The organism is Curtobacterium sp. VKM Ac-2865 (genome assembly GCF_015350905.1).
Lineage (GTDB): Bacteria > Actinomycetota > Actinomycetes > Actinomycetales > Microbacteriaceae > Curtobacterium.
Map to the genome: position 1 here is coordinate 643213 of NZ_JADKRZ010000002.1, position 24064 is coordinate 667276.

Here is a 24064-nt window from a genome sequence, read left to right on the forward strand (position 1 = left end):
GTGTGGTTCCTTCCGTGGGCGCGACGGAGGTCGTCGCCCGGTCGGCTGCGTCGAGCCACTCGGCCAGCGCAGCGATGGTGATGACGGGCACGCCCTCGCGCGCCCCCAGTTCGACGAGTCGCGGCAGCCGCATCATGCTGCCGTCCTCGTCGACGATCTCGCAGATCGCCGCCGCCGGACGCAGCCCTGCTGCGGTGACGAGGTCGATCGCGGCTTCGGTGTGCCCGGAGCGCTCGCGGACGCCGCCGGGTCGGGCGCGCAGGGGCACGACGTGGCCCGGGCGGTGCAGGTCGTCCCGCACCGAGGTCGGGTCGGCGAGGACCCGCAGTGTCCGGGCGCGGTCGTGGGCGCTGATGCCGGTCGTGACCCCGACTGCGGCGTCGACGGTCACGGTGTACGCGGTGCCGCGGACGTCCTCGTTGTGCTCGACCATCGGCGGCAGGTCGAGTGCGTCGGCGATCTCGGTGCTGACCGGCGCGCAGATGAAGCCCGACGAGTGCGCCACGGTCCATGCGATCCACTCCGGTGTCGCGAGCTCGGCGGACAGGATGACGTCGCCCTCGTTCTCGCGGGACTCGTCGTCGGCGACGATCACCGGGCGGCCGGCCGCGATCGCGGCGACGGCGTCGTCCACGGTGGACAGGCCGGGCACGCGTGCGGGCGCGACCACCGGCGCGGCGCCGGCCACGTGCCCTGGCGCCGCCACGTCGGAGTGGTGCGATGCGTCGACGACCATCACCGGGCCTCCAGGCTGGACCGCACACCGGCGTCGAGCCGGAGCATCCGGCGGACGTGGCGCGCGAGGACGTCGGTCTCGACGTTGACGCGGTCACCGGGGACCCGGTCGCCGAGCGTGGTGGCGCCGAGGGTCTCAGGGATGAGGCTGACCTCGAACCAGGCGGCAGCAGGGTCGGTGGACTCCGGCGAGACGGCGCTGACGGTGAGCGAGACGCCGTCGAGCGCGACCGAGCCCTTGTCGACGACGAGCGGGCTGAGCTCCGGCGTCAGGGCGAAGCGGACCCGGCGCCAGCCGTCACCGTCCGCGGTCTCGAGGACGGTCGCGGTGCCGTCGACGTGCCCCTGGACGATGTGCCCGCCGAGCCGGTCGCCGACGGACGCTGCGCGCTCGAGGTTCACCGGGTCGCCGACGCGGAGCGAGCCGTGCGCGCTCATGTCGAGCGTCTGCTTCATCACGAAGCTGGTGAAGGTGTCGGTGGTCTGCTCGACGACGGTCAGGCAGACACCGCTCGTCGCGATCGAGTCGCCGTGTCGGGCGTCCGAGACCACGAGCGGGCCGCGGATCGTGAGCGCGACGGAGTCGCCCTGGGCCTCGACGGCGGTGACGGTGCCGAGTTCCTCGATGATGCCGGTGAACACTGGTGTCCTCTCAACGGGACTCCGGGTGTGCACGACGGTCGTCGGCAGTGCGGAGGTCGCGTCCGCGCCGCGTGGTGGGCATGGTCGTGTCCTCCGCCAGCGCGCCTACCATCCGGACTCTCACCGTCGGTCCCGGAATCCCACCGGGTCAGCATCGGTCGGGAGTTCACCCGTCGTCAGCTCGTGGACTGTCACCACCGGTTCGGACTTGCACCGACCCCGGAGCGCTTGCGTACCCCGAACGATACCCCAGCCCCCTGACGCGCGCGGCAGCGGGGTCACACGTGGTCATCCGCGCCCGCGGGCCAGCGCCACCGCCTGGCGGAGCGACAGGTCCGGCAGGTACGCGCGGACGACCGCGATGCCGATCGACGGCAGCGCCACCGGGTCCGGGTAGGCCAGGACGAGGGGGTGCAGCTCCGGCCCGAACTTCAGCTTGAACTTCAGCAGCGACCGGAACCCGTACACCGGTTCGAGCACCCCGCCGACGAGCTCGAGGAGGTTCTGCACGCCCTCGCCCGGCGACGACGTCGACGCCGACCCCGGCGCCGAGGCGGCCCCCTGCGCCGGAGCGGCTCCCGGCGCCTTCGCGGCATCCGGTGCCTTTGCTGCATCCGGCGCCTGTGCGAGCGGAGCGGCCGACAGGCTCAGGCGGGCGACGCCGTCCTCGCGCATCCGGTCCGCAGCGCTCGCGACGAGGAACTCCATCACGCCGTTCGGCGCCGCGCTGGTCCGTCGCATCACGTCGAGCGTCCACCCGACGACGCGGCCCTGGTCGTACGAGGGCAGCCAGCTCGTCACGGCGAGCACGGTGCCCTCGGCGTCCTGCGCGACGAGCGTGCGGACCGCCGGGTCGCGCATCTCGTCGACGCCGCCGAGCGTGAAGCCCATCTCCGGGAGCTCCCGCTCCGAGACCCACTCCTCGGAGATCGCCTCGATCTGCCGCACCGTGGCCGTGGGCAGGTCCTGCCAGCTGGACCACGTCGCCGTGATGCCCTCACGCGCCGCCTTGTTCACGGACGTGCGGACGTCCTGCTTCTTCTTGCCGCTCGTCGTCCAGTCCCGCGGGTCGAAGTCCGCGTCCTCGGCGACGGGCAGCGTGCCCCAGCCGAGCGCACGGAGCGGTGCGGCGACGGTCTCGTCGACGCCGTACAGCACCGGGGTCCAGCCGTTGTCGTCACAGAACCGGGCGAAGGCGGTGAGCGCGTCCCCGCGGGCGTCCAGGTGTCCGAACGGGCCGCCGAGCGTCACCGCGACGCCGCCGTTCCGCCGGTACGCGATGCCGGCACGGCCGTCCGCGGCGAACCAGTAGGCGTTGCCCGGCCAGGTCGTCATCCAGCCGAAGGTGTCCCCACCGCCGGCCACGAGCAGCGCCCTTGCCTGTTCCCGCGCGGCCCGGCTGCCGTCGAGGTCGGTGTCGGTCGGCGCGGCTCCGGTCGGGCGGACGGCGGCGACGGCGACCACGAGCCACAGGACCGGACCGGCGAGCCCGAGGGTCAGCCGGAGCCCGGGGTCGAGCCGCGGCAGGTGCTCCCAGAACGTCGTCGGGGCGAGCGGGCCGAGCGCGGAAACGACGATCCGCCAGGGCTCGGCGATGCGGACCGGGGAGGCGTCGGCGACGACGAGCATCACGACGACGAGCACGACGGCGGTGCCGAGCACGGCGATCCCGAACCCGCCGAGGCGTCGGCGGGTGGGCAGCACGGTGAACGAACGACGCAGCAGCACCAGGACGACGGCCGTCGCGAGCGGCACCGCGATCGACGCGACGATGGACAGCGTGACGATGAGCCGGTCCTCGGGGCCGTGCAGCCGCTCGACCCGGCCGGGCACCAGGCCGTACGTGACCGCGGCGGCGATCGCCGTCACCAGGTCCACGACCACGACCAGCCACACCGCGAACCGACTGCCACGGAACAGCCCGAGCCCGCCCACGACCAGGACGAGGAGCGGCGGGACCGCGAGCAGCAGCGTCCACGGGTCCGTCGCCCGGTACGCCAGGAGCCCGCGGAGGCACTGCCCCGCGACCCCGTCCGCGCGGCAGCCGGCGACCGGGGTGACCGGACCGGCACCGACGACCGCGGCGATCGGCGCGAGGATCCCGACCCGCGCGCGGGACACGAGCGCGATGACCGGCCCCACGGCCGACACGAGCACCGCGGTGCCGAGCAGTACGCGGGTCTCCCGGTGCGAGCTGCGGGTCCAGCCGACGCGCTTCGGGGCGTTGCGCAGCGTCTCGCCGAGCACCCACCCGGACGCGGCGGCGAGCACCGAGTAGAGGTCGGACGCGTGCCCCGCGTAGAGGAACAGTGCGGCCACCACGGCCAGGGTGCCCACGCGGATGCGCCGACGCCAGAGCGGACCGGCGAAGGCGCTCGCGGTCGCGATGGTGCCGACGATCGCGGTCCACGGGTCGAACGCCGTCGCGCGTCCGGCGATCAGCGCCCCGGCGTTGCGGCCGTCGAGGTCGACGAATGCGCTGAGCGCCCCGATCCCCGTGCCGACCACGGTCGTCACGACGAAGGCGACGGCCGTGCGCCACGAGCCCATCAGGCGCTCGGCTGCGCCGACCAGCACGACGACCCCGGCGAGGGTGAGCAGGAGCGCGACGACGCCGGTCGAGACGACGAACACGCGGAGCGGACCGAACGACGCCGGACCGAAGGCGTCCCCGAGCGTGGCTGCGTGGCCGTGGTGGCCGGCTGCGCCTCCGTGGGTCAGTCGCATCAGGACCCCGATGACCGACGTCGCGAGGACCAGGACGACGATCGTGGCCGTCACCGGCGCCCGACGCGCGGTGCGGAGCGGACGGCGGACGACGTCGCGGAAGGACGGACGACGACGGGACGTGGCCGGGGGCGCGGACGCTGGCGTCGGCGCGGCGCTCACAGCGCACCGCCCTGTGCCGGCAGGCCGAGGTGCGTGAGGACCTCGGGCAGCCCGTGGGTCAGCACGTACCGCACCGTGTTCCAGTCGTGGGCGGACCCCGGTGAGACGACCAGGGACGTCTGCATCCCCGCGTGCTCCGCCGCGGTGCGGAGCGTGGTGGTGGAGGCCCGGTAGGGCGCGTCGTCCTGGCCGAACCCGAAGACCGTCAGGTGCTGCCGGTACGGCGCGTGCCGACGCATGGCCGCGACGGGGGCAGCGGCCTGGTACGCCGACCGGGAGCCGTCGAACCCGACCTTGACCGTGTGCGCCTCCGACCCGTTCTTCACGGTGAGCTCGCTGGAGATGGCCAGCGCCGAGCCGAACACCTCGGGGTGCGCCGTGGAGAACTGCATCGCGCAGGTCGCCCCCTCCGAGAACCCGGTGATCCCCCAGGCGCTCGGGGCCGCGGCCACGTCGAGGTGCTGCCGGATCCAGTCGACGGTGTCGGTCATCACGTAGGTCGCGCTCCGCCCGAGCCGTCGGGAGTCCACGCACATCGGGTTCCGGTTGGGCGCCCCGAGCTGGTCGGGACTGACGACGATCGGGGCCAGACCGTGGTGGGCCCGGGCGTAGGTGTCGAGGTCCTCGCCGAGCTCGCCCGCCTGGAACATGTCGGACGGCTGGCCGGGCTGCCCGGACAGCGCGACGAGCACAGGCAGCGTCGGCGGGTGCGCGGTGAGCGCTGCCGGTGGCAGCCACACGACCGCGTGGCGCGCGTGGAAGTGGGACACCGTGCCGGGGATCTGCACGGAGATCGTGCGGCCGTGGTCCGGCATCGATGCCGGGGCCGTCCAGGTGGCTGCGTCGACGACCTGCGCGTCCGCCGGGGCAGCACGCTGGTGCCCGAGCGAGCCCATCGGGTACGGGTCGGTCGTGATCGCCTGTTCGATGGTCCGGTACGCACCGAAGTCGACGTTGATGCCGAGTCCGGAGGCCAACGCCACGCCGGCGAGCGCGGCGATCGCCACTCCCCTGCGGCCCCAGCCACCCTGCACCAGGACGGCGATGCACAGGGCCACGGTCGCGCCGAGGAAGGCGACCCACATCCGCGTGACCGGCGTGAAGGCCACGCCGAAGTCGTCCTGCACGTCGCCGAACCACCAGACGGCCAGGAGGCCCGCCCCGGCTCCGACGAGCAGCGCACCTGAGCGCACGGCGAGTCGCCCGCGACCGCTCACGATGGTCCGGCCACCGCTCCGCGCGGTGCGTCGGCCGAGGGGGCCGACGAGGGCCCAGAGGGTCAGCAGTCCGGCGACGACGTCGACGGGGACCAGGACCCCCGGGGTCACGATCGGAGTGCGGAGCAGTTCGGTGAACACGGGTCCATCGTCCAGCCCGCTGGCTCCCGAGCGGCTGCTGCGGCGCTTCCACTGTTCACAGCATCGACATCATCGCCCCACAGTCGGCGGTCAGAGCGCTCCCAGGCACGCCACCGAGGGACACCGGCGTACCGGTGTCCCTCGGCCCTGATCCGGCTAGTGCTGACGACGGAGGACGAGCGTCCCCGCGCCGAGGAGCATCAGCAGCAGTGCGAGCAGTGCAGGCACGAGGGGCGAGGACGCCCCCGTGTACGCGAGCGCTGCCGGGGTGGTGCCGTTGCCCGTGCTCGCCTCGGATGCGGTCGCCGTCGTCCCCGTCCCGACCGAGGCGGTCGTGGCGGTGGTGCGGGCGGCTGCGGTGGTCGGGGCGGTGGTGGTTGCGGCAGCGGCGGTCACGGTCGGCGTGGTGCCGGTCGTGGTCGTGCCGGCAGGGACCGTCGTGACGTCACCGGGGGTGGTGCCGTCACCAGGGGTGGTGACGGGGACGGTCGTCCCGCCCGGGGTGGTGGTGCCGTTGCCGGGAGTGGTGACCGGCGTGGTGCCGTCGCCAGGTGTGGTGACCGGCGTGGTGCCGTCGCTCGGGGTCGTCCCGGTGCTGGTGCCGCCACCGATGATGCCGATGCCGTTGCCCCCGATCGTGACGGGGAGGCTGATCACCGGCGCGACCTGCGTGCCGGAGCCGATGCCACCGTCGCCGGAAGTCGTGCCCCCGGTCCCCGTGCCCGTGCCGACCGGCGTGGTCGAGCCCGTGTTCGTGTTCGTGCTGGTGCCGTCACCGACGATGCCGATGCCGTTCCCACCGACCGTCACCGGCAGGCTGATCACGGGCGTGACCTGCGTACCGGAGCCGATGCCATCGTCGCCGGAGGTCGTGCCCCCGGTACCCGTGCCGGCCGGCGTGGTCGACCCGGTGCCCGTACCCGTGTTCGTGTTCGTGCTGGTGCCGTCACCGACGATGCCGATGCCGTTCCCACCGACCGTGACCGGCAGGCTGACCACCGGCGCGACCTGCGTGCCCGAACCCGTGCCACCGTTGCCGGACGTCGTGCTCCCGGCGCCCGTGCCGACCGGCGTGGCCGACCCGGTGTTCGTGTTCGTGCTCGTGCCGTCACCGACGACACCGATGCCGTTCCCACCAACAGTCACCGGCAGGCTGACACCCGGAACGACCTGCGTCCCGGACCCGATGCCGTCGTCACCCGAGGTGACGGGCGCGGCGCCCGTCCCCGTGCTGGGAGCGGCCGGCTGTGCCGACGCGGGCGACGAGCCCGAGCCCGTCGCCGTCCCGTCACCGAGCAGCCCGATCCCGTTGCCCGCGATGGTCACCGGCACCGAGACGACCGGCGACACCTGCGTGCCGGAGAGCGTCCCGTCAGCGCCGGAGGTCGTCCCCCCGGAACCGGCGGATCCGGAGCCAGCGGATCCGGAGCTGGCAGTCCCCGAGCCCGTCGTGGGCGTCGAGCCCGATGCCGTGCCCTCCCCGAGGACACCGATGCCGTTGCCACCGATGGTCACGGGGACCTGTACGGCGGGCACGACCTGCGTGCCCGAGGCGATCCCGTCCGACCCGGACGTGGCCGGAGCCGCAGCAGGCGCCGCAGCAGGTGCCGGGGCCGCGGGAGCAGCCGGGACCGCCGACGCCGCAGCGTCACCGAGCGCGGCCACCGCGTTGCCGGTCACCGCAACGGGCACGCTGACGGCTCCCGCGACCTGGGTGCCGGAGGCGATGCCGTCCGACCCCGAGGTGGTGGGAGCGGCAGCAGCCGGCACGGGGACAGCAGCCGGCGACGGTGCAGCAGCCGGAGCTGCCACGGCCGACGAGACCGCGTCGCCGAGGACGCCGAGCGCGTTCTGCCCGACGGAGACGGGGGCGTCGATCGACGGCGCCACCTGGGTTCCTGACACGATGCCGTCCGCACCGGAGGTCGTCGCCGCGTTCGCCGCGGCCGTCCCCCCGAGCGTCAGTCCACCGAGGAAGAGGGCGAACCACAGCCCTCTCGAGACGTGCTTGTTCATGGTCATCACTCCTGCATCGAGGTCTTGTGTGCCGATCGCGGGTGCGATCGGATGGCGCGTCCTGCCAACGGGCAGGTGCGCCGACCTCAGTCAGGTGCGACGTCGTGGTCGCCGGGGAGCGACGTGGGGACCACGTCGTCGGCGATCGAGCCGCGAGTCCCCGCGGCGAGGGGGTCCTGGTCGGCGGAGGCGCCGACCGTCCCGACGACACCCGCACCGGCAGTGCTGCCGGTCGTGGTGCCGCCGGTGAGTCCGAGTCCGGAGTCGCCGAGCGGCGCCTCTCCGGGAGTCCCCTGCGGGACGAACAGCGCCTTGCCACCGAGCGTCGCCGAGTCCGGCGTGCGCACGGTCACGGTCGGCGCCAGCAGCGGGCCGTCCGTCCTGAGCTGCGATGCGGTCGGTCCTGGGGTCGGCGCACTGCTCTCGACGACGAGACCGATCGACGCGGGGGCGATCGATGCGGGGGCGCGCGTCGCCGTGGTCGGCGACGTGGCCACGGCCCGCATCGTGGGCCGCGGATCCGCGGCACCGCCCGCCGACCCACCCGGGTCTCCCACCGCTCCGGAGCCGCCACCCACCGGGGGCGCGGGGAGCTGTGGGAGGGGGGTGGAGCCTCCAGGCAGGGTGCCCAGGACCGGCGGGAGCGGGTCCGCCACGACGTCCGGGACGCCGCCGACGACCGTGCCGACGCCACCGAGGACGTCGTCGACGACCCCGGTGACCGGTGCGGTGACGGTGCCGAGCGTGTCGTCACCGACGACGCCGCTGACGACCGGCAGTGCTCCGACGACGCCGTCCAGCGTGTCGACGAGCGAGGAGACCGGGCGTGCGCCCGTGAGTCCCTGGACGGTCCCGGTGACGGGGCGGAGCAGGGACGCGACGGTGCCGGTGACCGGACGGGAGGCCCGGGTGACGTCCGTCAGGGCAGTTGCCGCGGTCGGGGTGGTCGGGACCGCTGCCGGAGTCGGACCGGCGGGCTGCGCTGCGGGCCGAGTGGAGGCGGCCGATGTAGGGCCGGTCGTCGTCGGGGCAGTCGTCGTCGGCACGGCTGCTGCGGGCTGCTGGTGCGCCGGGGCGGGTGCGACGACGGGAGTCGAGGGCGCGTGCGCCGGTGCATGTGCGGCCGGAGCCGGAGCTGCGGGGGCCGGCACGACGTGTGTGGGAGCGGGCGCGGGGGCAGGCGCAGCGGGGGCAGGCGCAGCCGGTGCCGGTGCCGGTGCGATGACCTGGCGGACCGGCGTGACCACGGCACTGACGGCCTGGTCGGCGGTGTTCGCCACGCCGCCGACGACCCCGCCGAGCAGTCCGGAGGACGACGACGCGGTCGTCCGGGCGCTCGGAGCGTCCTCGGCGGCGGACGCGGTCTGCGCGCCGAGGGTCAACGAGAGCAGCACGGCGGCCGCGCTGACTCCGGTGCCCACGAGGGCGTACCGGATCGCAGCGCGCCAGGGTGCGCGCAACGGGTTGTCCATGCGCTCACCTCCTGATCTGGCTGCGCACGTAGAGTGGTTGAACGGCACGGTACGCCTCCGTCGGAACCGCGCCGCCAGATTCCCAAGAAAAAGTCAGGAACGAAGTTGCCATCGACCTTCAGCGCCCCCACCCGCAACCTCGACGTCGTCACGTTGCACGAGATCCTCCGGCTCCGGCAGGACGTCTTCGTCGTCGAGCAGGAGTGCGCGTACGGGGACATCGACGGCCGCGACCTCGAGCCCGGCACGATCCAGTTCTGGGCGGGCGAGGGCTCGGTCGACTCGACGCTGCGACTCCTGCGCGAGGACGACGGCACCGAGCGCATCGGCCGCGTCGCCACCGCCGCACACGCCCGCGGCGCCGGCCTCGGGGCAGCGCTCATGCAGGCCGCGATCGCCGAGACCCGGTCCCCCGTCGTGACGCTCAACGCCCAGGCGCACCTCGAGCACTGGTACGGCCGCTTCGGTTTCGTGCGCTCGGGCGAGGACTTCGTCGAGGACGCCATCCCGCACGTCCCGATGACCCGCACGCGCTGACGCCGGGCCGCAGGACGTCGCTCAGGCCTGCCAGCGCCGGAGTTCGTCGTACGACCGTGCCTGCCGCTCCCGGTCCGCGACGAGCCGTTCGAACACGATGTTCGTCTGCGTCGTCGCGACCGAGGGGTCCCCGCTGAGCTCGTCGGCGACGAAGTCCCGCAGCTGCTCGGTCGACGTGCAGGCGATGTGCACGAGGAAGTCCTTGTCGCCCGCCAGGAACGACACGTCGAGCACGACGGGCACCCGCAGCAGGCGTTTGGCGAAGTCACGGAGCTCGTGTCGCGCAGCCGCGTGGACCCGGACCGACACCATGGCCTCGATCGAGAACCCGAGGCGCGCGACGTCGACGTCAGCGCGGTAGCCGCGGATCACGCCGGCGTCCTCGAGGGCCCGGACCCGCGTCAGACACGTCGACGGGGCGATGCCCACCGCGGCGGCCAGTCGGTTGTTCGGGATCCTGGCGTCGGCGGCCAGGGTCCAGAGGATGCGCTCGTCGACCTCGTCGAGGCGCGGCACCGGGTCGGGGCGGCGGACAGGGCGGTCGGACACGCGACCACCGTAGCGCGGGGTCGGCCGGTTCCCCGAGGTCGGCACGGGCGCGGGGAACCTACATCGCGAGCGTCATGCCGATCACGGCGACCGTCATCGCGAAGACCTCGCCGCTGCGCACGGACCGACGGTCATCGCGTCCCCACTCGTACCGCAGCAACCAGCCGCTGAACGCGCAGTACCCGATCACGCCGCCGCCGAGCACGGCCGACAGCGCGATGCCGTGTCCGGCGTGCGGGTCGGCGAGCCCGGAGGCGTGTCCCATCAGGAGCATCCCGGCCATCACGACCGAGGACAGCGCCCGGTGCACGTCCATCGGCTCAGCGCGACGCCCGTCGGCTCGGCGTCGGCGCATGACCGGCAGCGGCGCCAGCAGGAGCAGCACCGTCGCGGCGAGCAGCGTCCACGAGGACCCGGCGTGCACGACGGGCATGAGCATCGCGACGAGCATCACGCCCGCTGGCACGATCACCCCGGGGCGCGGGCGGTAGCGGTCCCCGACGATGCAGCACACCGACGCGAACTGCGGCACGACGAGCATGGCGTCGGCGACGGTCTCGTGCACGGGCGGTCCTGGGTCGGTCCGGGCGGGTCAGTTCGTGGTGGAGCGGGTGTCAGGCCTCGGCGCGGGCGGCGGCCTTGGCGGCGCGCTCGTGCTTCACGCGGGCGTTCTCCTCGTGCACGGCAGCCTGGGTCGCACGCTCCTGGACGAGCCACTCGGGCTTCTCCACGAGCAGCTGCTTGATCTCGGCCGTGGTCAGCGCGTCCTCGATGCCGGAGCGCGACAGCCCGGAGATCGAGACACCGAGCTTCTGCGCGACGACGGGTCGCGGGTGCGGGCCGTCGCGGCGGAGCTCCTCGAGCCACGTCGGCGGCTCGGTCCGGAGTTCCTCGAAGGCGGTCCGCGTGACGGGCGCGTCGCGGAAGGACTCCGGAGCGGCCGACAGCAGGATGCCGAGCTTCTTCGCAGCCGTCTCGGGCTTCATCGTCTGTTCCTGCGCCATGGGGTCAAGGGTACGGCCCCTATGCTCGGTTGCATGACCGTGGCACTCACCATCGCGTTCGTGCCGGGCGTCTCACCCGCCAAGTGGGCCAGGGTCTGGCGCGACCGCTTCCCCTCCGTCGAGCTCCGGCTCCGCCCCGTCGGGCAGGGCGACCTCGTCGCGGTGCTCTGCGACGAGGACGACGTCGTCGACATGGTCTTCGCCAGGATGCCCGTCCCCGAGGACCTCCGCGCCATCCCCCTCTGGACCGAGACCGCCGTCGTGGCGACCCCGAAGGACTCGGACCTCGCGAAGGCCACCGAGGTCACGGCGGCGCACCTGGAGACCGTCCAGATGATCGACGCCGGGCCCGTCCCCGCGGACGTCGACGCCGCGCTCGACCTCGTCGAGGCGAACGTCGGCGTGGTCGTCCTCCCGCAGTCACTGTTCCGAAAGGCCAGCCGCAAGGACCTCGTCGCCCGCCCGCTCGCCGACGCCGAGGGCACCCGGGTCGCGCTGGTCTGGCGCGACGAGGACTCCTCCGAGCTGACGGAGGAGTTCATCGGCGTGGTGCGTGGGCGGACCGCCAACAGCTCGCGGAGCCAGCCGGACCAGCCAGGAGGCTCGGAGCGGCCCGCCGACGAACCCTCGCGTCCGGCGCGTGGTGCGTCCGGATCCGGGAACGGCTCTCGTTCCAAGGAAGCACCCGGCGGCAAGGCCAAGGCGAAGTCGCCCGGCGGCGGCAAGTCCGGCGCCGGCAAGAAGTCGAACACCGGCAAGGGGCCCACCCCCGGCCGCGGCAAGATGCGCGGCAAGCCCAGTCGGGGTTCCAAGGGCAACCGCTGACGACCTGGTCGTCAGGACAGCACTGCCGCAGCAGCGCGCGCCACGCGGTCGCCGCGCGCTGACTCGGCAACCGTCCGCGCCGCGGTGACGACCCGGGCGTCGGCACGCTCGGCCGACCCCCCGTCGAACGGCGGGTGAGGGTCGTACTCGATCTGCAGCTGGATGCGCTCGGCGGCGTCCTGCCCGGCGAGGTCGGCCGCGAGCCAGAGCGCCATGTCGATGCCCGCGCTCACCCCGGCCGCGGTCAGGACGGCGCCGTCGACGACGTACCGCTCGTCCACCGGCGTCGCCCCGAACGCGGCGAGCATCGGCTTCGAGGCCCAGTGCGTCGTCGCCCGCTTGCCCGCGAGCAACCCGGCGGCACCGAGGACGAACGCCCCCGTGCACACCGAGGTGACCCACGTGGCGTGCTCGGCCTGACGGCGGACGAACGTGACGACGTCGGGGTCGAGCATGGCGTCGAAGGCACCGTCGCCCCCGGGGACCACGAGGACGTCCGCCGGTGCGGCGTCGGCGAACGTCACGGTCGGCACGAGCGCGAGCCCGCAGTCGCTCGGCACCGGGTCGAGCGTCGCCGCGACGTACTCCACGCGGGCGCCCGGCACACGACTGAGCACCTGCGCTGGACCGGTCAGGTCGAGCTGCGTCAGGTCCGGGACGAGCAGGAACGCGATCCGGACGGTGCTCTCGGTCGTCATGCCCGCGACCCTAGCCCCGGTCGTGTCGTGTCGGTCCGGTCGTCCGCTGTCGGTCCGGTCCGCCGGCGTCGATCCGGTCAGGCCCAGACGCCCGAGCTGCCGCGGCGGTGACTGCCGACGAGGTGCGTGTCGACGATCCCGAGGGCCTCCATCAGCGCGTGCATGGTCGTCGGCCCGACGAAGGCGAACCCGCGCTTCCGCAGGGCCTTCGACAGGGCGACGGACTCCTCGCTCGTCGTCGGGACCTCGGCGAAGGTGTGCGGCTCGGGGGTCGTCGACGGCCGGAAGGACCAGACGAAGTCGGCGAGCCCACCGTCGGCACGCAGGGCGACCGTGGCGTTCGCGTTGGTGATCGTCGCCAGGATCTTCGCCCGGTTCCGCACGATGCCGGCGTCGGCCATCAGCCGGTCGACGTCGTGCTCCCCGAAGCCCGCGACGGCGTCCGGGTCGAAGTCGGCGAAGGCCGCGCGGAACGCCGGACGCTTGGCGAGGATGGTCCGCCACGACAGCCCGGACTGGAAGGCCTCGAGCGAGAGCCGCTCGAACACGCCCCGCTCGTCGTGGACGGGCATCCCCCACTCGGTGTCGTAGTAGTCCCGCAGCATGGGGTCCGTCGACGCCCACACCGGCCGGGCCAGGCCGTCGTCGTCGCCGATCACGAGGTCACGCACGGCACCATCCTGCCCGACCGATCGGCAGCCGGGACCGCACGTGGTCGTCGGTAGGCTCGCCGCATGACCGAGCAGTCGCGCATCCTCGTCCTCAACGGCCCGAACCTCGACATCCTCGGGCGCCGCGACCCGGAGCAGTACGGCACGGTCACGCTCGCGGACATCGAGGGCATCGTCCGCGCAGAGGCCGAGGTCCATGGGCTCGGCGTCGACTTCCGCCAGACCAACCGCGAGGGCGAGCTCGTCGAGTGGCTGCACGAGGCCCTCGACGACTTCGACGGCGTGGTGATCAACCCCGCGGCGTACGCGCACACCTCGGTCGCGCTGCACGACGCCGCCGAGGCGCTGTCCGTCCCCGTGGTCGAGGTCCACATCTCGAACACCTGGAAGCGCGAGCCCTTCCGGCACGTCGACCACGTGGCCACGGCCGCGACCGCGGTCATCGCCGGGGCCGGCGCTGACGGCTACCGTCTGGCCGTGGCGCACCTGGCGTCCCTGCGGCGCTGACGCGCACGGCGCCGTCGTCGAGACGCCAGCGGACGCCAGCCGCGTCGAGATCGCACTTCGTGTCGGGTCCCCGGAGCCGGAGGCGACACGGAGTGCGATCTCACCGCGGGGGGGCGAGGAGGGACGGGGCGGACGGGAGGCTCGTGGCGGCGCCGGCACGAGCCTCCCGTCCGGTGGTGGCGGACGCCAGCCGCGTCGAGATCGCAGTTCGTGTCGGGTCCCCGGAACCGGAGGCGACACCGAGTGCGATCTCAGCGGGGGTGGGAGGGAAGGCAGGCGCGAGCGCGCGCCTCAGAAGTCGGCGGGACGACGCAGGTCGGCGGTGGCGGCCGTCGCGAAGCCGCCGCGGATGATCGGGAGCGCGCGCCGCACGGCCTGGTCGATGCGGAGCTCGAGGTCGAGGCTCGTGATGTCGTAGCCGCCCTCGCGCTTGGTGAAGTCGCGCTCGTTGCCGAACACCCCGAGGGGCAGCGTCGTGGACTGGAAGAAGCCGAACAGCGGACGCATCTGGTGCTCGACGAGCAGCGCGTGCCGATCACTGCCGCCCGTCGCGGTCAGGAGCACCGGGGTGTCCACGAGGTCGTACTGCCCGACCCAGTCGAAGAAGAGCTTGAACGCGCCGGAGTAGGCCGCGCGGAACGCGGGGCTGCCGACGACGAGGACGTCGGCGGACTCGACGGCCTCGAGCGCGGCGATCGTCGCCGGTGCCATCGAGGCCCGGTCGGACGCTGCGCCGAGGTCGGCCAGCAGCGGCCCGATCTCCACCGTCAGGGTCTCGGCCCCGTCGAGTTCCTCGCCGAGCCGCGCGACCGTGGCCGCGACCAGCGTCGAGGTCCGGGACGGGTCGGACGGGCTGCCGCTGACGCCGACGACGTGTGCTCCGCTCATGGGTTCGATGCTCACACGGGCGCCGAGCGGCTGCTCGCGTGTGACGGCATGTGTCGCCCCAGCCGCGCCGCGTACCGTTCGCGGCATGCAGACGTTCCTGCCCTTCGCCGACTTCCGTGCCTCTGCCGAGGTCCTCGACGACAAGCGGCTCGGCAAGCAACGCGTCGAGACCCTGCAGGTGATGCGTGCGCTGACGCTGCCCGACTACGGCTGGCAGCACCACCCGGTCACGGCGATGTGGCGCGGGTACCGGCCGGCGCTGATGGCCTACCAGGACGCCACCTGCTCGGTGTGGCTGGAACGCGGGCACGCCGACACCTGCCTGGCGAAGACACTCGAGGACCTGGCCCGCGTCCCCGAGGACCTGGCCGCCTACGAGCGCGGCGACTACCCGCGACCGGCGTGGAACGAGGACGAGCGAGTGCACCTGTCGCACCGCTCGAAGCTCGTGCAGAAGGCGCCGGAGTTCTACCGACCGCTGTTCCCGGACGCGCCGGACGACCTCGAGTACGTCTGGCCGGTGCCGTCCTCCAGTGCGCTCAAGCGATCGGCGTCCACCGCGCCCCGTCGCGCCGGGTGACCCGGTCCGACCGGATCTCGACGGTGTCGCGCAGGCCGTCCACCGCGTGGTGGGCGATGGCGACGGCGTCGCTGTCCTCGGCGGCCTCGTAGCGGACGACGGCGCACGGCACACCGCGCAGCAGGCGGACGTCCTGGGCCTCGACCACGGTCCGCTCGGCGACGAGTCGGGCGGCCTCGGGCAGGACGGCGTCGGGGGCGACCCCGGGGGCGAGGGCACCGACGGCGAGGGTCACGCGGTAGGAGGGCACCCGGTCACGCTAGCGGCGAGCACCGTGCGGTCCGTCGGGGGCACGCGCGGAAGTGCACCCGGGCCCGTCGTGGGTGCGATGTGGACGTCGTTCAGGGGATTGACGTCCCGCAGCCCACGACGGGCCTCGGGTGCAGCGGACGGCGGCGACAGGGGTTCGTCTCGCCCGCTCCGGACGCGGTTTCAGGGTCGCGTCCGGTCTGGTCGCGCCCATCGGGTCCCATGGGGGTGTCGGAACCGAGGGCGCGGGTCCTCAGAGGTGTTCGGTGTCCTCTCGGTACCGCTCCGACTCGGTCGGAACGGGCATGGACCGGCAGAGCATCGGGAGCAGGGCGCTCCCGATCGTGGCGAGCGCACCCACGGCGGCGATCAGACCGAGTGGGGCGGTGCCGACGTCGTGTCCGGCTGCCACGGCGAGCGCGAGGACGGTCGCCGGTGCCGGGAGGAGCTGCACCGCTCGGAAGCGGTCCTCCCGGGGTGTCCGGGTCATCATCGCGTTTGCCATGTGAACACTCTGTCGCAGATCGCTTGTCCGCAGAAGGGGGGACAGGACCCCAGAGATGGAGTAGAACGTCTAGTACACCCTCAGTGTCGTCATCCCATCGCCCGGACGGTCTCGACCGCCGAGGCCACCGCGTCGACGACGAGGGGCACGTCCGCCAGGGTCAGCCCGGCGTCGAACGTCAGGCGGACGGCACTCCGAGCGACGTCCTCGGGCAGGCCGAGCGCGGTGAGCACGTGCGACGCCTCGGTGCTGCCGGCAGCGCACGCGCTCCCCGAGGACGACACGACGTCCCGCTGTTCGAGCTCCAGCAGCACCGTCTCGCCGTTGACCCCGGGCAGCTCCGCCGTCCCGCCGAAGCAGAAGGACACGTGCCCCGGCAGCCGCGCGGACGGTGACCCGGTCAGCACCGCGCCTGGCACCCGCGCCGTCACACCCGTGATCACCGCGTCCCGCGTCGCGCTCGCCGTCCGCGCCGCGGTGTCCCGCGCGGCGTCCGACAGCGTCAGCGCCGTGGCCACCGCGACCGCGCCGGCGACGTCCTCGGTGCCGGAGCGTCGGCCCCGTTCCTGTCCCCCGCCGTGCACGAGCGGCTCCATCGGCACGCCGGCCCGGAGCGCGAGCACGCCGGTGCCCTTCGGCGCACCGAGCTTGTGGCCGGAGAACGTCAACGCGTCCACGCCGAGCCGGTCGAGCCCGACCGGCAGCCACGGCGCGGACTGCACGGCGTCGGTGTGGAACCGGGCACCGACCGCGTGCGCGACCGCGGCGAGCGCGGGGACGTCCTGCACGGTGCCGATCTCGTTGTCGGCGTGCGCGATCGACACGAGCGTGGTGTCGGGCCGGAGCGCCGCGGCCAGCACCGCAGGCTCGACCAGGCCGTCCCGGTCGACGGGCAGCACCGTGACGGTGAAGTCGTGGAACCGCGCGAGGTAGTCGCAGCTGGCGAGCACCGCCTCGTGCTCGATCGCGCTCGTGACGACGTGCCGTCCCCGGGGTGCGGCGAGCGCCAGGCCCTTCACCGCGGTGTTCGCCCCCTCGGTCCCCCCGGCGGTGAACACGACCTCGGCGGGGCGGCACTCCAGCACCGCGGCGACCTGGGCCCGGGCGTCGGCGAGACCCCGAGCGGCCTGGTCGCCGATGCCGTGGGTCGAGGACGGGTTGCCGAAGCCGCCGGTGAGCCAGGGCCACATCGCCTCGAGGACCTCGCGGCGGACGGGCGTCGTGGCCGCCCGGTCCAGGTAGAACACGCGGGTCAGACCGGCGCGGGGACGGCCGACGGGGCGGCCACGGACATGTCCAGGCCCAGGTCGAGCGCCCGCGCCGAGTGCGTCAGCGCCCCGACCGAGATGACGTCGACCCCTGTGGCCGCGATCGCCGCGACGGTCTCGAGCGACACCCCGCCGGAGGCCTCGACGAGCGCCCGTCCGGCGACGATGCCGACGCCGGTGACCAGGTCCGCCGGGCTGAAGTTGTCGAGCATGATCGTGTCCACGCCCGCGGCGACGACGGGTTCGACCTGGTCGATCCGGTCCACCTCGACCTCCAGGTGCACAGTGTGCCCGAGCCGCTGCCGAGCGCCACGGACGGCGTCGCCGATGCCGATCCCGCTCGCGAGCAGCACCGCCAGGTGGTTGTCCTTCGCGAGCACCGCGTCCGACAGCGACGTGCGGTGGTTGTGCCCGCCGCCGCACCGCACCGCGTACCGCTCGAGCGCGCGGAGCCCCGGCGTGGTCTTGCGCGTGTCGACGATCCGCGCACGTGTACCGGAGACCGCGTCGACGTACCGCGCGGTGGCCGTCGCGATGCCGGACATCCGCTGCACCAGGTTCAGCGCGACCCGCTCGGCACGGAGCACGGACCGCGCAGGACCCGACACGGTCGCCAGGACGTCCCCCGCCGCAAAGGGGGCGCCGTCGGCATGGTGCAGCGACACCGTGATCGTCGGGTCGACCGCGTGCATCACCGCGACGACGACCTGACCACCGCTGAGCACGCCGGCCTCCCGCGCGCCGAGCGTCGCGGTGGCCGTCGCGGCGGCGGGGATCAGCGTCTCGCTGGTCACGTCCCCCCAGGGGGCGTCCTCCTCGAGCGCCGTCTCGATGACGCGGCGGAGCACGTGCGGCGGGATGGAGCCGGGGTCGAGGGGCGACGTGGGGCTGGTCATGCGATGGCCTCTTCGGGGACGGGGACGGGAGCGGGAGCAGGAGCGTGGACGGGGACGGGGCCGGGCGCGACGGCACGCGTCCACGCGAGCGACGCGGGGGCGTCCGGGTCGGTGTCGGGGTGGTCAGTCCTGGCATGGGCGCCGCGGGACTCGGTACGGGCCTCGGCAGCGCGGGCGACCAGCCGGGCGAGGTCGAGGAGCGCGCGGTCCTCGTGTCCCCGCACGGTCGTGGGTGCGTCGACGACGAGCGCGTCCAGGTCGCGTCGCGCGGACGCGAGCCCGGCCGCGTCCCGGAGCAGCCCGACGCGCTCGGTCATGACGGACTGCAGCGCCCGCCGGACGTCCGCGGGCTCGGGGAGGCGATCCGGGCCTCCCCCCACGGGCTCGGCCGTCACGCCGCTCCGCACGCTCCGCGGCGCGCCGGTACCGGCCCGCGTGGGCCCAGTCCGTCCCTGGTCACCATCCACCGGACGGGAGGCTCGGACCGGCTCCGGTGCGTCCGTCACCCTGGTGACGGGGAGCGTCGCGTCGCCGCGGAGGCGGAGCCGACCGGGTCGCGGGGTGCCGAGCGCGTCCGCTGCACGGACCGCGAAGACGAGGCCCTCGAGCAGGGAGTTCGAGGCGAGGCGGTTGGCGCCGTGGACGCCGGTGCAGGCGACCTCGCCGACGGCGGACAGGCCGGGCAGGCTGGTGCGCCCTTCAGCGTCGGTGGCGATGCCGCCCATCGAGTAGTGCGCGGCGGGGGCGACCGGGACGCCCTCGCGGGTCCAGTCGAAGCCGGCGGCACGGGTGGCGCGGGTCAGGCCGGGGAAGCGCTCGACGAGGAAGGCGGCGTCGAGACCGCTGGCGTCGAGGAACACGGCGCCGTCGTCGCGGATGGCGGCGGCGATGCCCCGGGCGACGACGTCGCGGGGGGCGAGTTCGGCGTCCGGGTGCAGTGCGCGCATGAAGCGGTGGCCGCGGGCGTCGCGGAGGACGGCGCCCTCGCCGCGGACGGCCTCGGAGACCAGGCCACCGCCGGGGACCGCGAGCCGGGTCGGGTGGAACTGCACGTACTCCAGGTCGGCGAGGACAGCTCCGGCGCGCCAGGCCGCCGCGGCCCCGTCGCCCGTCGCGACGAGCGGGTTCGTGGTGTCGCGGTACAGGTGGCCCGCTCCCCCGGAGGCGAGCACGACCTGGTCGGCGTCGATCCGTCGGGGTTCGCCGAGCAGGTCGAGCACGTCGACGCCGACGACGGCGCCGTCCCGCAGGACGAGGTCGGTCAGGCACGTGCGCTCGAGGATCGTGACGTGCCGGCGGTGGAGCGCGGCGATGAGCGTCCGCTCGATCGCGGCGCCGGTCGCGTCCCCGGCGGCGTGGACGACGCGCCACCGGCCGTGCGCTGCCTCGCGCCCGCGGGCCAGGTCGTCACCGTGCCGGTCGAGGCTGCCCGGGTCGTCAGTGCGGTCGAACGGCACCCCGAGGGCGAGGAGGTCCCGGACTCGGGCTGGGCCGTCGGTGCAGAGCACGTCGACCGCGCGGGCGTCCGCACCGCCCGCCGCGGCGACGTGGGTGTCGGCCGCGTGCAGGGTGGCCGAGTCGTCGGCGCCGAGCGCGACGGCGATCCCGCCCTGGGCGTGGCTCGTCACGGCGTCGGCGAGGGCCCCCTTCGTCACGAGGGTCACGTCGTGGCGGGTACTGGCGCGGATGGCGGCGGTGAGTCCGGCGATGCCGGAGCCGACGATGACGACGTGCACGGTCAGGCCCTCGGCTTGGCTGCGAGCATGCGCTCGAGCGCGACCTTGGCGTCCGCCTTCACCGCGTCCGGGACGACGATCTCGTTGAGGACCTCGCCACGCACGAGCGCCTCGAGCACCCACGCCAGGTAGCCCGGGTGGATCCGGTACATCGTCGAGCACGGGCAGACGACCGGGTCCAGGCAGAAGATCGTGTGCTGCGGGTACTCCGCCGCCAGCCGGTTGACCATGTTGATCTCGGTGCCGATCGCGAAGGTCGTCGGTTCCGTGGCCGCCGCGACGGTCTTCCGGATCAGGTCGGTGCTGCCGGCCACGTCGGCGGCGTCGACGACGGCCATCGGGCACTCCGGGTGGACGATCACCGTCACGCCCGGGTGGTCGCGACGCGCCTGTTCGATCTGGTCGACGGTGAAGCGCCGGTGGACGGAGCAGAAGCCGTGCCACAGGACGACCTTCGCCGCCATGAGCTCCGCCGCGCTGTTGCCGCCGCCCGGCAGCCGCGGGTTCCACATCGGCATCAGGTCGGTGCTGATGCCCATGGCCTTGGCGGTGTTCCGGCCGAGGTGCTGGTCGGGGAAGAACAGGACGCGCTGGCCCCGCTCGAACGCCCACTCGAGCACCGTCGCCGCGTTCGACGACGTGCAGACGATGCCGCCGTGCCGACCGCAGAACGCCTTGAGGTCGGCGGCCGAGTTCATGTACGTGACGGGGATGACCGGCACGCGGCCGTCGGCGTCGGGTTCGGTGCCGTAGACGGCCTCGAGCTCGGCCCAGGCGGCCTCGACGCTGTCGATGTCGGCCATGTCCGCCATCGAGCACCCGGCGGCCAGGTTCGGCAGGACGACGTGCTGGTCGTCGCGAGCCAGGATGTCCGCCGTCTCGGCCATGAAGTGCACGCCGCAGAAGACGATGGCCTCGGCGTCGGGCTTGGTCAGCGCCGCGTTCGCGAGCTGGAACGAGTCGCCGAGGAAGTCCGCGTGCCGGACCACCTCGTCGCGCTGGTAGAAGTGCCCGAGGACCACGACCCGGTCACCGAGCGTCGCCTTCGCCCGCTCGATGCGCGCGTGCAGCTCCTCGACCGGCGCCTGCTTGTACTCCTCGGGCAGGACCCCCTGGCGCGGGGCGGTGGTGGGGATGACGTCGGACACCGACGACCCGGGGCCGTAGCCGGGGCGGGCGTCGAAGTCCCACGTCGGCATCGCGAGGTCGGGCGTGCAGGTGCTGCCCTCGACCCGGCCGTTGGAGATCAGTTCGATGGTGGTGGCGATGGACACGGTGGTTCCCGTCAGGTCGTGCGGGTGGTGGGGCCGGACTGCAGCGGGCCGTTGTCCGCGTAGGCCAGGTCGGGGTTCGAGCGGTACAGGCGGGCCGGACGGTGCCGGTCCCCGCTCGTGGTCTCGTCGGTGGCGATCACCGCGTCGGACTGGGCGACCTGCCGCCGGAAGTTGGCGGGGTCGAGCGTGCGGCCGAGCACGGCCTCGTACACGCCGCGGAGCTCGGCGAGGGTGAAGCGGTCGCCGAGGAACGCCTGGGCGATCCGCGAGTAGGACATCTTCGTGCGGAGCCGCCACAGGGCGTACTCGACGATGCGGTCGTGGTCGAACGCGAGCGGCGGGTGCTCGTCCGCCAGGAACCAGCGCACGTTCCAGTCGTCGGGCACCGAGCTGGCCTCGGCCGGACGGACGAGGGCCCAGTACACGATCGAGACGACCCGGGTCGGGGAACGGCCCACGTCGCCGAACGCGTAGAGCTGCTCGAGGTACCGCGGCTGGACGTTCGTCGTCTCGCGGAGCCGGGCGGCGGCCGAGTCCTCGAGCCCCTCGTCCGGACCGACCCATCCCCCGGGCAGCGCCCACGACCCCTCGTACGGCTCGGCCGTGCGACGGACGAGCGGCATCCACAGCGCCGGGGCCCCGGTGTCGGGATGCGGGCGCAGGGCCACGATCACGGTGGAGACCGCGAGGCGGATCCCGGTGTCGTCCATGATTCAGGTCATCCTGACTGTAAGTGATCGGGTTGAGAGGACACTATCACTGCGTGCGATGCGCAGCGACACCTGGTCGAAACACTCCGACATCCGCCGGAAGCACGGTGGTGACCGGTGGGAAACCCAGGCCGCCTACATTGGCGACATGACAACGGTGACACGGGTGCACGTCGTCGTCGCGGGGACGGTCCAGGGGGTCGGTTTCCGCTGGTGGACGGCACGCAAGGCGGACGGGCTCGAACTCGCGGGGTACGCGCGGAACCTCTTCGACGGCACGGTGGAGGTCGAGGCCGAGGGGCCGTCGGCCGCCGTCGACGCCCTGGTCGAGCTGCTCCGGACGGGCCCGCCGGCCGCGACGGTGACGGAGGTGTCGACCCGACCGGTCGTGCCACACGGTGACGCCGAGCGGTTCGACATCCTGCGCTGAGCGACCAGACCGAGATCTGTCGGTGCGGCGCGGAATAATCGAAAGTGCTCAGGTGCTGCACCCGTGGCATCACCCATCGACTCTCGTTCGGAGCCTCACCATGACCGACCACGCCATCGACACCGCTCCGAGGACCGGGTCACTGCCCGCTCCGACGCGGTCCGCGGCCGACGACCGACTCGTGATCGGCCTGCTGCTGGTCTCGGCGTTCGTCGTGATCCTCAACGAGACGATCATGGGCGTCGCCCTGCCCCGGCTCATGGACGACCTCGACATCAGCGCCGCGACCGGGCAGTGGCTCACCACCGGGTTCCTGCTGACGATGGCCGTCGTGATCCCGATCACCGGGTTCCTGATCCAGCGCTTCAACACCCGACCGGTGTTCATGTGGGCGATGAGCCTGTTCTCCGCGGGCACACTCATCGCGCTGCTCGCCCCCGGGTTCACGACGCTGCTCCTCGGGCGCATCGTGCAGGCCAGCGGCACCGCGATCATGATGCCGCTGCTCATGACCACCGTCCTGACGCTCATCGACCCCGCGCACCGCGGTCGTGTGATGGGGAACATCTCCATCGTCATCTCGGTCGCCCCCGCCGTCGGCCCGACGATCTCCGGGCTGATCCTCAACGCGTTCTCGTGGCGCTGGCTGTTCGGGTTCGTGCTGCCGATCGCGATCGCCGCGCTGGTCCTCGGCATGGTGAAGGTCCGCAACGTCGGCACCCCGCGCAAGGCCCCGCTCGACGTGGCCTCCGTGATCCTGTCCGCCTTCGCGTTCGGCGGGATCGTCTACGGGCTGTCGAGCATCGGCGAGATCGCGACCACCGGCCCGGTCATGCCGGTCACCGCCCTGGTCGTCGGAGCCGTCGCCCTGGCGCTGTTCATCATCCGGCAGACGCGACTGCAGCGCAGCGACAGCGCCCTGCTCGACCTGCGCACGTTCCAGACGAAGGGCTTCACCATCCCGATCGTGGGGATGGGCCTGAGCTTCCTGGTGATGCTCGGCACGCTGATCCTGCTGCCGATCTACCTGGAGCGCGTCCTCGGGCTCGAGGTCCTGAACGTCGGCCTGCTGCTGCTCCCCGGCGGCCTGCTCATGGGCCTGCTGTCCCCGGTCGTCGGCCGCATCTACGACCGTCGTGGCCCGCGCGTGCTCCTCATCCCCGGCGCGGTGATCATCAGCGTCGTGCTCTTCGCGCTCTCGACCGTCGGCACGGACACGAGCGTGTGGTTCGTCCTCACCGCGCACGTCGTCCTGAGCATCGGCCTCGCCCTCAGCTTCACGCCGCTGTTCACCGCGGCACTCGGTGGCCTGCCCCCGAAGCTGTACTCGCACGGCAGCGCGGTGCTCGGCACGGCACAGCAGCTGGCCGGTGCTGCCGGGACCGCCCTGTTCATCACGCTCCTGACCATCGGCGCTGCGACGGCGACGGCGGGCTCCGGTGCGGACGGTCTGGCCGAGGCGACGTCGTCCGGCGTCCGCACGGCCTTCCTCGTCGGCGGGATCATCTCGCTGTTCACGATCCTGGCGGCCTGCTTCGTGCGCAAGCCCGTGGTCCCCGCGGGCGCGCCGACGCCCCCGATGGCGCACTAGCCCGCAGCAGCGGCTGCTGCTACGGCTGCTGCTG

Annotated in this window: 24 protein-coding genes, 1 pseudogene and 1 riboswitch; of the genes and pseudogenes, 6 read left to right on the forward strand and 19 right to left on the reverse strand. The window is 73.4% G+C overall.

The genetic code is table 11. From position 1 onward, the window contains the following. Nucleotides 1–40: 40 nt before the first annotated feature. The 6 genes and pseudogenes from ribB to ITJ54_RS08290 all read right to left on the reverse strand — a co-directional run. Nucleotides 41–736, reverse strand: a pseudogene (gene ribB / locus ITJ54_RS08265) (3,4-dihydroxy-2-butanone-4-phosphate synthase); the annotation flags it as partial. Beyond that, nucleotides 736–1377 (reverse strand): riboflavin synthase, encoded by a 642-nt coding sequence (locus tag ITJ54_RS08270; RefSeq protein ID WP_194627172.1) that lies wholly within the window; start codon nucleotides 1375–1377, stop codon nucleotides 736–738. The gene ITJ54_RS08270 and the pseudogene ribB, both read right to left, overlap by 1 nt. A 96-nt stretch (nucleotides 1378–1473) precedes the next feature. Further along, nucleotides 1474–1608: riboswitch (FMN riboswitch) on the reverse strand. A 57-nt stretch (nucleotides 1609–1665) separates the two neighbouring features. Further along, nucleotides 1666–4266, reverse strand: coding sequence for a bifunctional lysylphosphatidylglycerol flippase/synthetase MprF (locus tag ITJ54_RS18275; RefSeq protein ID WP_194627173.1), 2601 nt, complete (start codon nucleotides 4264–4266; stop codon nucleotides 1666–1668). Further along, entirely contained in the window at nucleotides 4263–5624 is a 1362-nt protein-coding gene (locus ITJ54_RS08280) for an alpha/beta hydrolase (protein ID WP_323741643.1), read from the reverse strand. The genes ITJ54_RS18275 and ITJ54_RS08280 overlap by 4 nt, the downstream gene beginning before the upstream one ends. A gap of 156 nt (nucleotides 5625–5780) precedes the next feature. Continuing rightward, entirely contained in the window at nucleotides 5781–7640 is a 1860-nt protein-coding gene (locus ITJ54_RS08285) for a cell wall anchor protein (RefSeq protein ID WP_194627174.1), read from the reverse strand. 86 nt (nucleotides 7641–7726) lie between these two features. Then, nucleotides 7727–9112: a hypothetical protein gene (locus ITJ54_RS08290; RefSeq protein ID WP_194627175.1), complete on the reverse strand. Its 1386-nt coding sequence runs from the start codon at nucleotides 9110–9112 to the stop codon at nucleotides 7727–7729. Between the two features lie 105 nt (nucleotides 9113–9217). Here ITJ54_RS08290 and ITJ54_RS08295 point away from each other — a divergent pair, with 105 nt between their 5' ends. After that, nucleotides 9218–9649, forward strand: coding sequence for a GNAT family N-acetyltransferase (locus tag ITJ54_RS08295; RefSeq protein WP_194627176.1), 432 nt, complete (start codon nucleotides 9218–9220; stop codon nucleotides 9647–9649). A gap of 21 nt (nucleotides 9650–9670) precedes the next feature. On the opposite strand, the gene ITJ54_RS18280 is transcribed toward ITJ54_RS08295, so the two are convergent. From ITJ54_RS18280 to ITJ54_RS08310, 3 genes are read right to left on the reverse strand one after another with little or no spacing between them, the layout of a single operon-like run. After that, nucleotides 9671–10198 (reverse strand): Lrp/AsnC family transcriptional regulator, encoded by a 528-nt coding sequence (locus ITJ54_RS18280; protein WP_194627177.1) that lies wholly within the window; start codon nucleotides 10196–10198, stop codon nucleotides 9671–9673. A 58-nt stretch (nucleotides 10199–10256) separates the two neighbouring features. After that, the gene (locus ITJ54_RS08305; RefSeq protein WP_194627178.1) at nucleotides 10257–10763 is read right to left on the reverse strand and encodes a hypothetical protein; all 507 of its coding nucleotides are present in this window, start codon (nucleotides 10761–10763) and stop codon (nucleotides 10257–10259) included. A gap of 49 nt (nucleotides 10764–10812) precedes the next feature. Further along, complete coding sequence (locus ITJ54_RS08310; RefSeq protein WP_071269968.1) at nucleotides 10813–11202, reverse strand: DUF5997 family protein; 390 nt, start codon at nucleotides 11200–11202, stop codon at nucleotides 10813–10815. 33 nt (nucleotides 11203–11235) lie between these two features. Here ITJ54_RS08310 and ITJ54_RS08315 point away from each other — a divergent pair, with 33 nt between their 5' ends. Beyond that, nucleotides 11236–12027, forward strand: coding sequence for a LysR family transcriptional regulator substrate-binding protein (locus ITJ54_RS08315; protein WP_194627179.1), 792 nt, complete (start codon nucleotides 11236–11238; stop codon nucleotides 12025–12027). A gap of 11 nt (nucleotides 12028–12038) precedes the next feature. On the opposite strand, the gene ITJ54_RS08320 is transcribed toward ITJ54_RS08315, so the two are convergent. Further along, on the reverse strand, nucleotides 12039–12725 hold the full coding sequence (locus ITJ54_RS08320) for a DJ-1/PfpI family protein (RefSeq protein ID WP_194627180.1): 687 nt from the start codon (nucleotides 12723–12725) through the stop codon (nucleotides 12039–12041). A gap of 77 nt (nucleotides 12726–12802) precedes the next feature. Beyond that, complete coding sequence (locus tag ITJ54_RS08325) at nucleotides 12803–13396, reverse strand: DNA-3-methyladenine glycosylase I (protein ID WP_194627182.1); 594 nt, start codon at nucleotides 13394–13396, stop codon at nucleotides 12803–12805. Nucleotides 13397–13459: 63 nt separating this feature from the next. Here ITJ54_RS08325 and aroQ point away from each other — a divergent pair, with 63 nt between their 5' ends. Further along, a complete protein-coding gene (gene aroQ / locus ITJ54_RS08330; protein ID WP_194627184.1) occupies nucleotides 13460–13903 on the forward strand; it encodes a type II 3-dehydroquinate dehydratase in 444 nt (147 codons plus the stop codon). A gap of 291 nt (nucleotides 13904–14194) precedes the next feature. Here the strand turns inward: aroQ and ITJ54_RS08335 are convergent, their stop codons facing one another. Then, nucleotides 14195–14791, reverse strand: a complete 597-nt coding sequence (locus tag ITJ54_RS08335; protein WP_194627186.1) for an NAD(P)H-dependent oxidoreductase — start codon at nucleotides 14789–14791, stop codon at nucleotides 14195–14197. A gap of 85 nt (nucleotides 14792–14876) precedes the next feature. Here ITJ54_RS08335 and ITJ54_RS08340 point away from each other — a divergent pair, with 85 nt between their 5' ends. Further along, nucleotides 14877–15371, forward strand: a complete 495-nt coding sequence (locus tag ITJ54_RS08340) for an MSMEG_6728 family protein (protein ID WP_194627188.1) — start codon at nucleotides 14877–14879, stop codon at nucleotides 15369–15371. Here the strand turns inward: ITJ54_RS08340 and ITJ54_RS08345 are convergent. The 7 genes from ITJ54_RS08345 to ITJ54_RS08375 form a co-directional block, all read right to left on the reverse strand. Next, entirely contained in the window at nucleotides 15331–15621 is a 291-nt protein-coding gene (locus ITJ54_RS08345) for a hypothetical protein (protein ID WP_194627190.1), read from the reverse strand. The genes ITJ54_RS08340 and ITJ54_RS08345 overlap by 41 nt on opposite strands. A 252-nt stretch (nucleotides 15622–15873) precedes the next feature. Further along, nucleotides 15874–16125, reverse strand: a complete 252-nt coding sequence (locus ITJ54_RS08350) for a hypothetical protein (RefSeq protein WP_194627192.1) — start codon at nucleotides 16123–16125, stop codon at nucleotides 15874–15876. 89 nt (nucleotides 16126–16214) lie between these two features. Then, on the reverse strand, nucleotides 16215–17372 hold the full coding sequence (locus tag ITJ54_RS08355) for a cysteine desulfurase family protein (RefSeq protein WP_194627194.1): 1158 nt from the start codon (nucleotides 17370–17372) through the stop codon (nucleotides 16215–16217). A 5-nt stretch (nucleotides 17373–17377) separates the two neighbouring features. Beyond that, nucleotides 17378–18289, reverse strand: a complete 912-nt coding sequence (gene nadC / locus ITJ54_RS08360; RefSeq protein ID WP_194627196.1) for a carboxylating nicotinate-nucleotide diphosphorylase — start codon at nucleotides 18287–18289, stop codon at nucleotides 17378–17380. Then, the gene (locus ITJ54_RS08365; RefSeq protein WP_194627198.1) at nucleotides 18286–20025 is read right to left on the reverse strand and encodes an L-aspartate oxidase; all 1740 of its coding nucleotides are present in this window, start codon (nucleotides 20023–20025) and stop codon (nucleotides 18286–18288) included. Before ITJ54_RS08365 ends, nadC begins: the two co-directional genes overlap by 4 nt. A gap of 2 nt (nucleotides 20026–20027) precedes the next feature. Further along, nucleotides 20028–21299, reverse strand: a complete 1272-nt coding sequence (nadA, locus tag ITJ54_RS08370) for a quinolinate synthase NadA (RefSeq protein ID WP_194627200.1) — start codon at nucleotides 21297–21299, stop codon at nucleotides 20028–20030. Between the two features lie 11 nt (nucleotides 21300–21310). Further along, on the reverse strand, nucleotides 21311–22009 hold the full coding sequence (locus ITJ54_RS08375; RefSeq protein ID WP_194627202.1) for an NUDIX hydrolase: 699 nt from the start codon (nucleotides 22007–22009) through the stop codon (nucleotides 21311–21313). A gap of 148 nt (nucleotides 22010–22157) precedes the next feature. On the opposite strand from ITJ54_RS08375, the gene ITJ54_RS08380 reads away from it, so the two are divergent. Then, nucleotides 22158–22439, forward strand: coding sequence for an acylphosphatase (locus ITJ54_RS08380; RefSeq protein WP_194627203.1), 282 nt, complete (start codon nucleotides 22158–22160; stop codon nucleotides 22437–22439). 100 nt (nucleotides 22440–22539) lie between these two features. Continuing rightward, complete coding sequence (locus tag ITJ54_RS08385) at nucleotides 22540–24030, forward strand: MDR family MFS transporter (RefSeq protein ID WP_194627205.1); 1491 nt, start codon at nucleotides 22540–22542, stop codon at nucleotides 24028–24030. Nucleotides 24031–24064 lie beyond the last annotated feature (34 nt).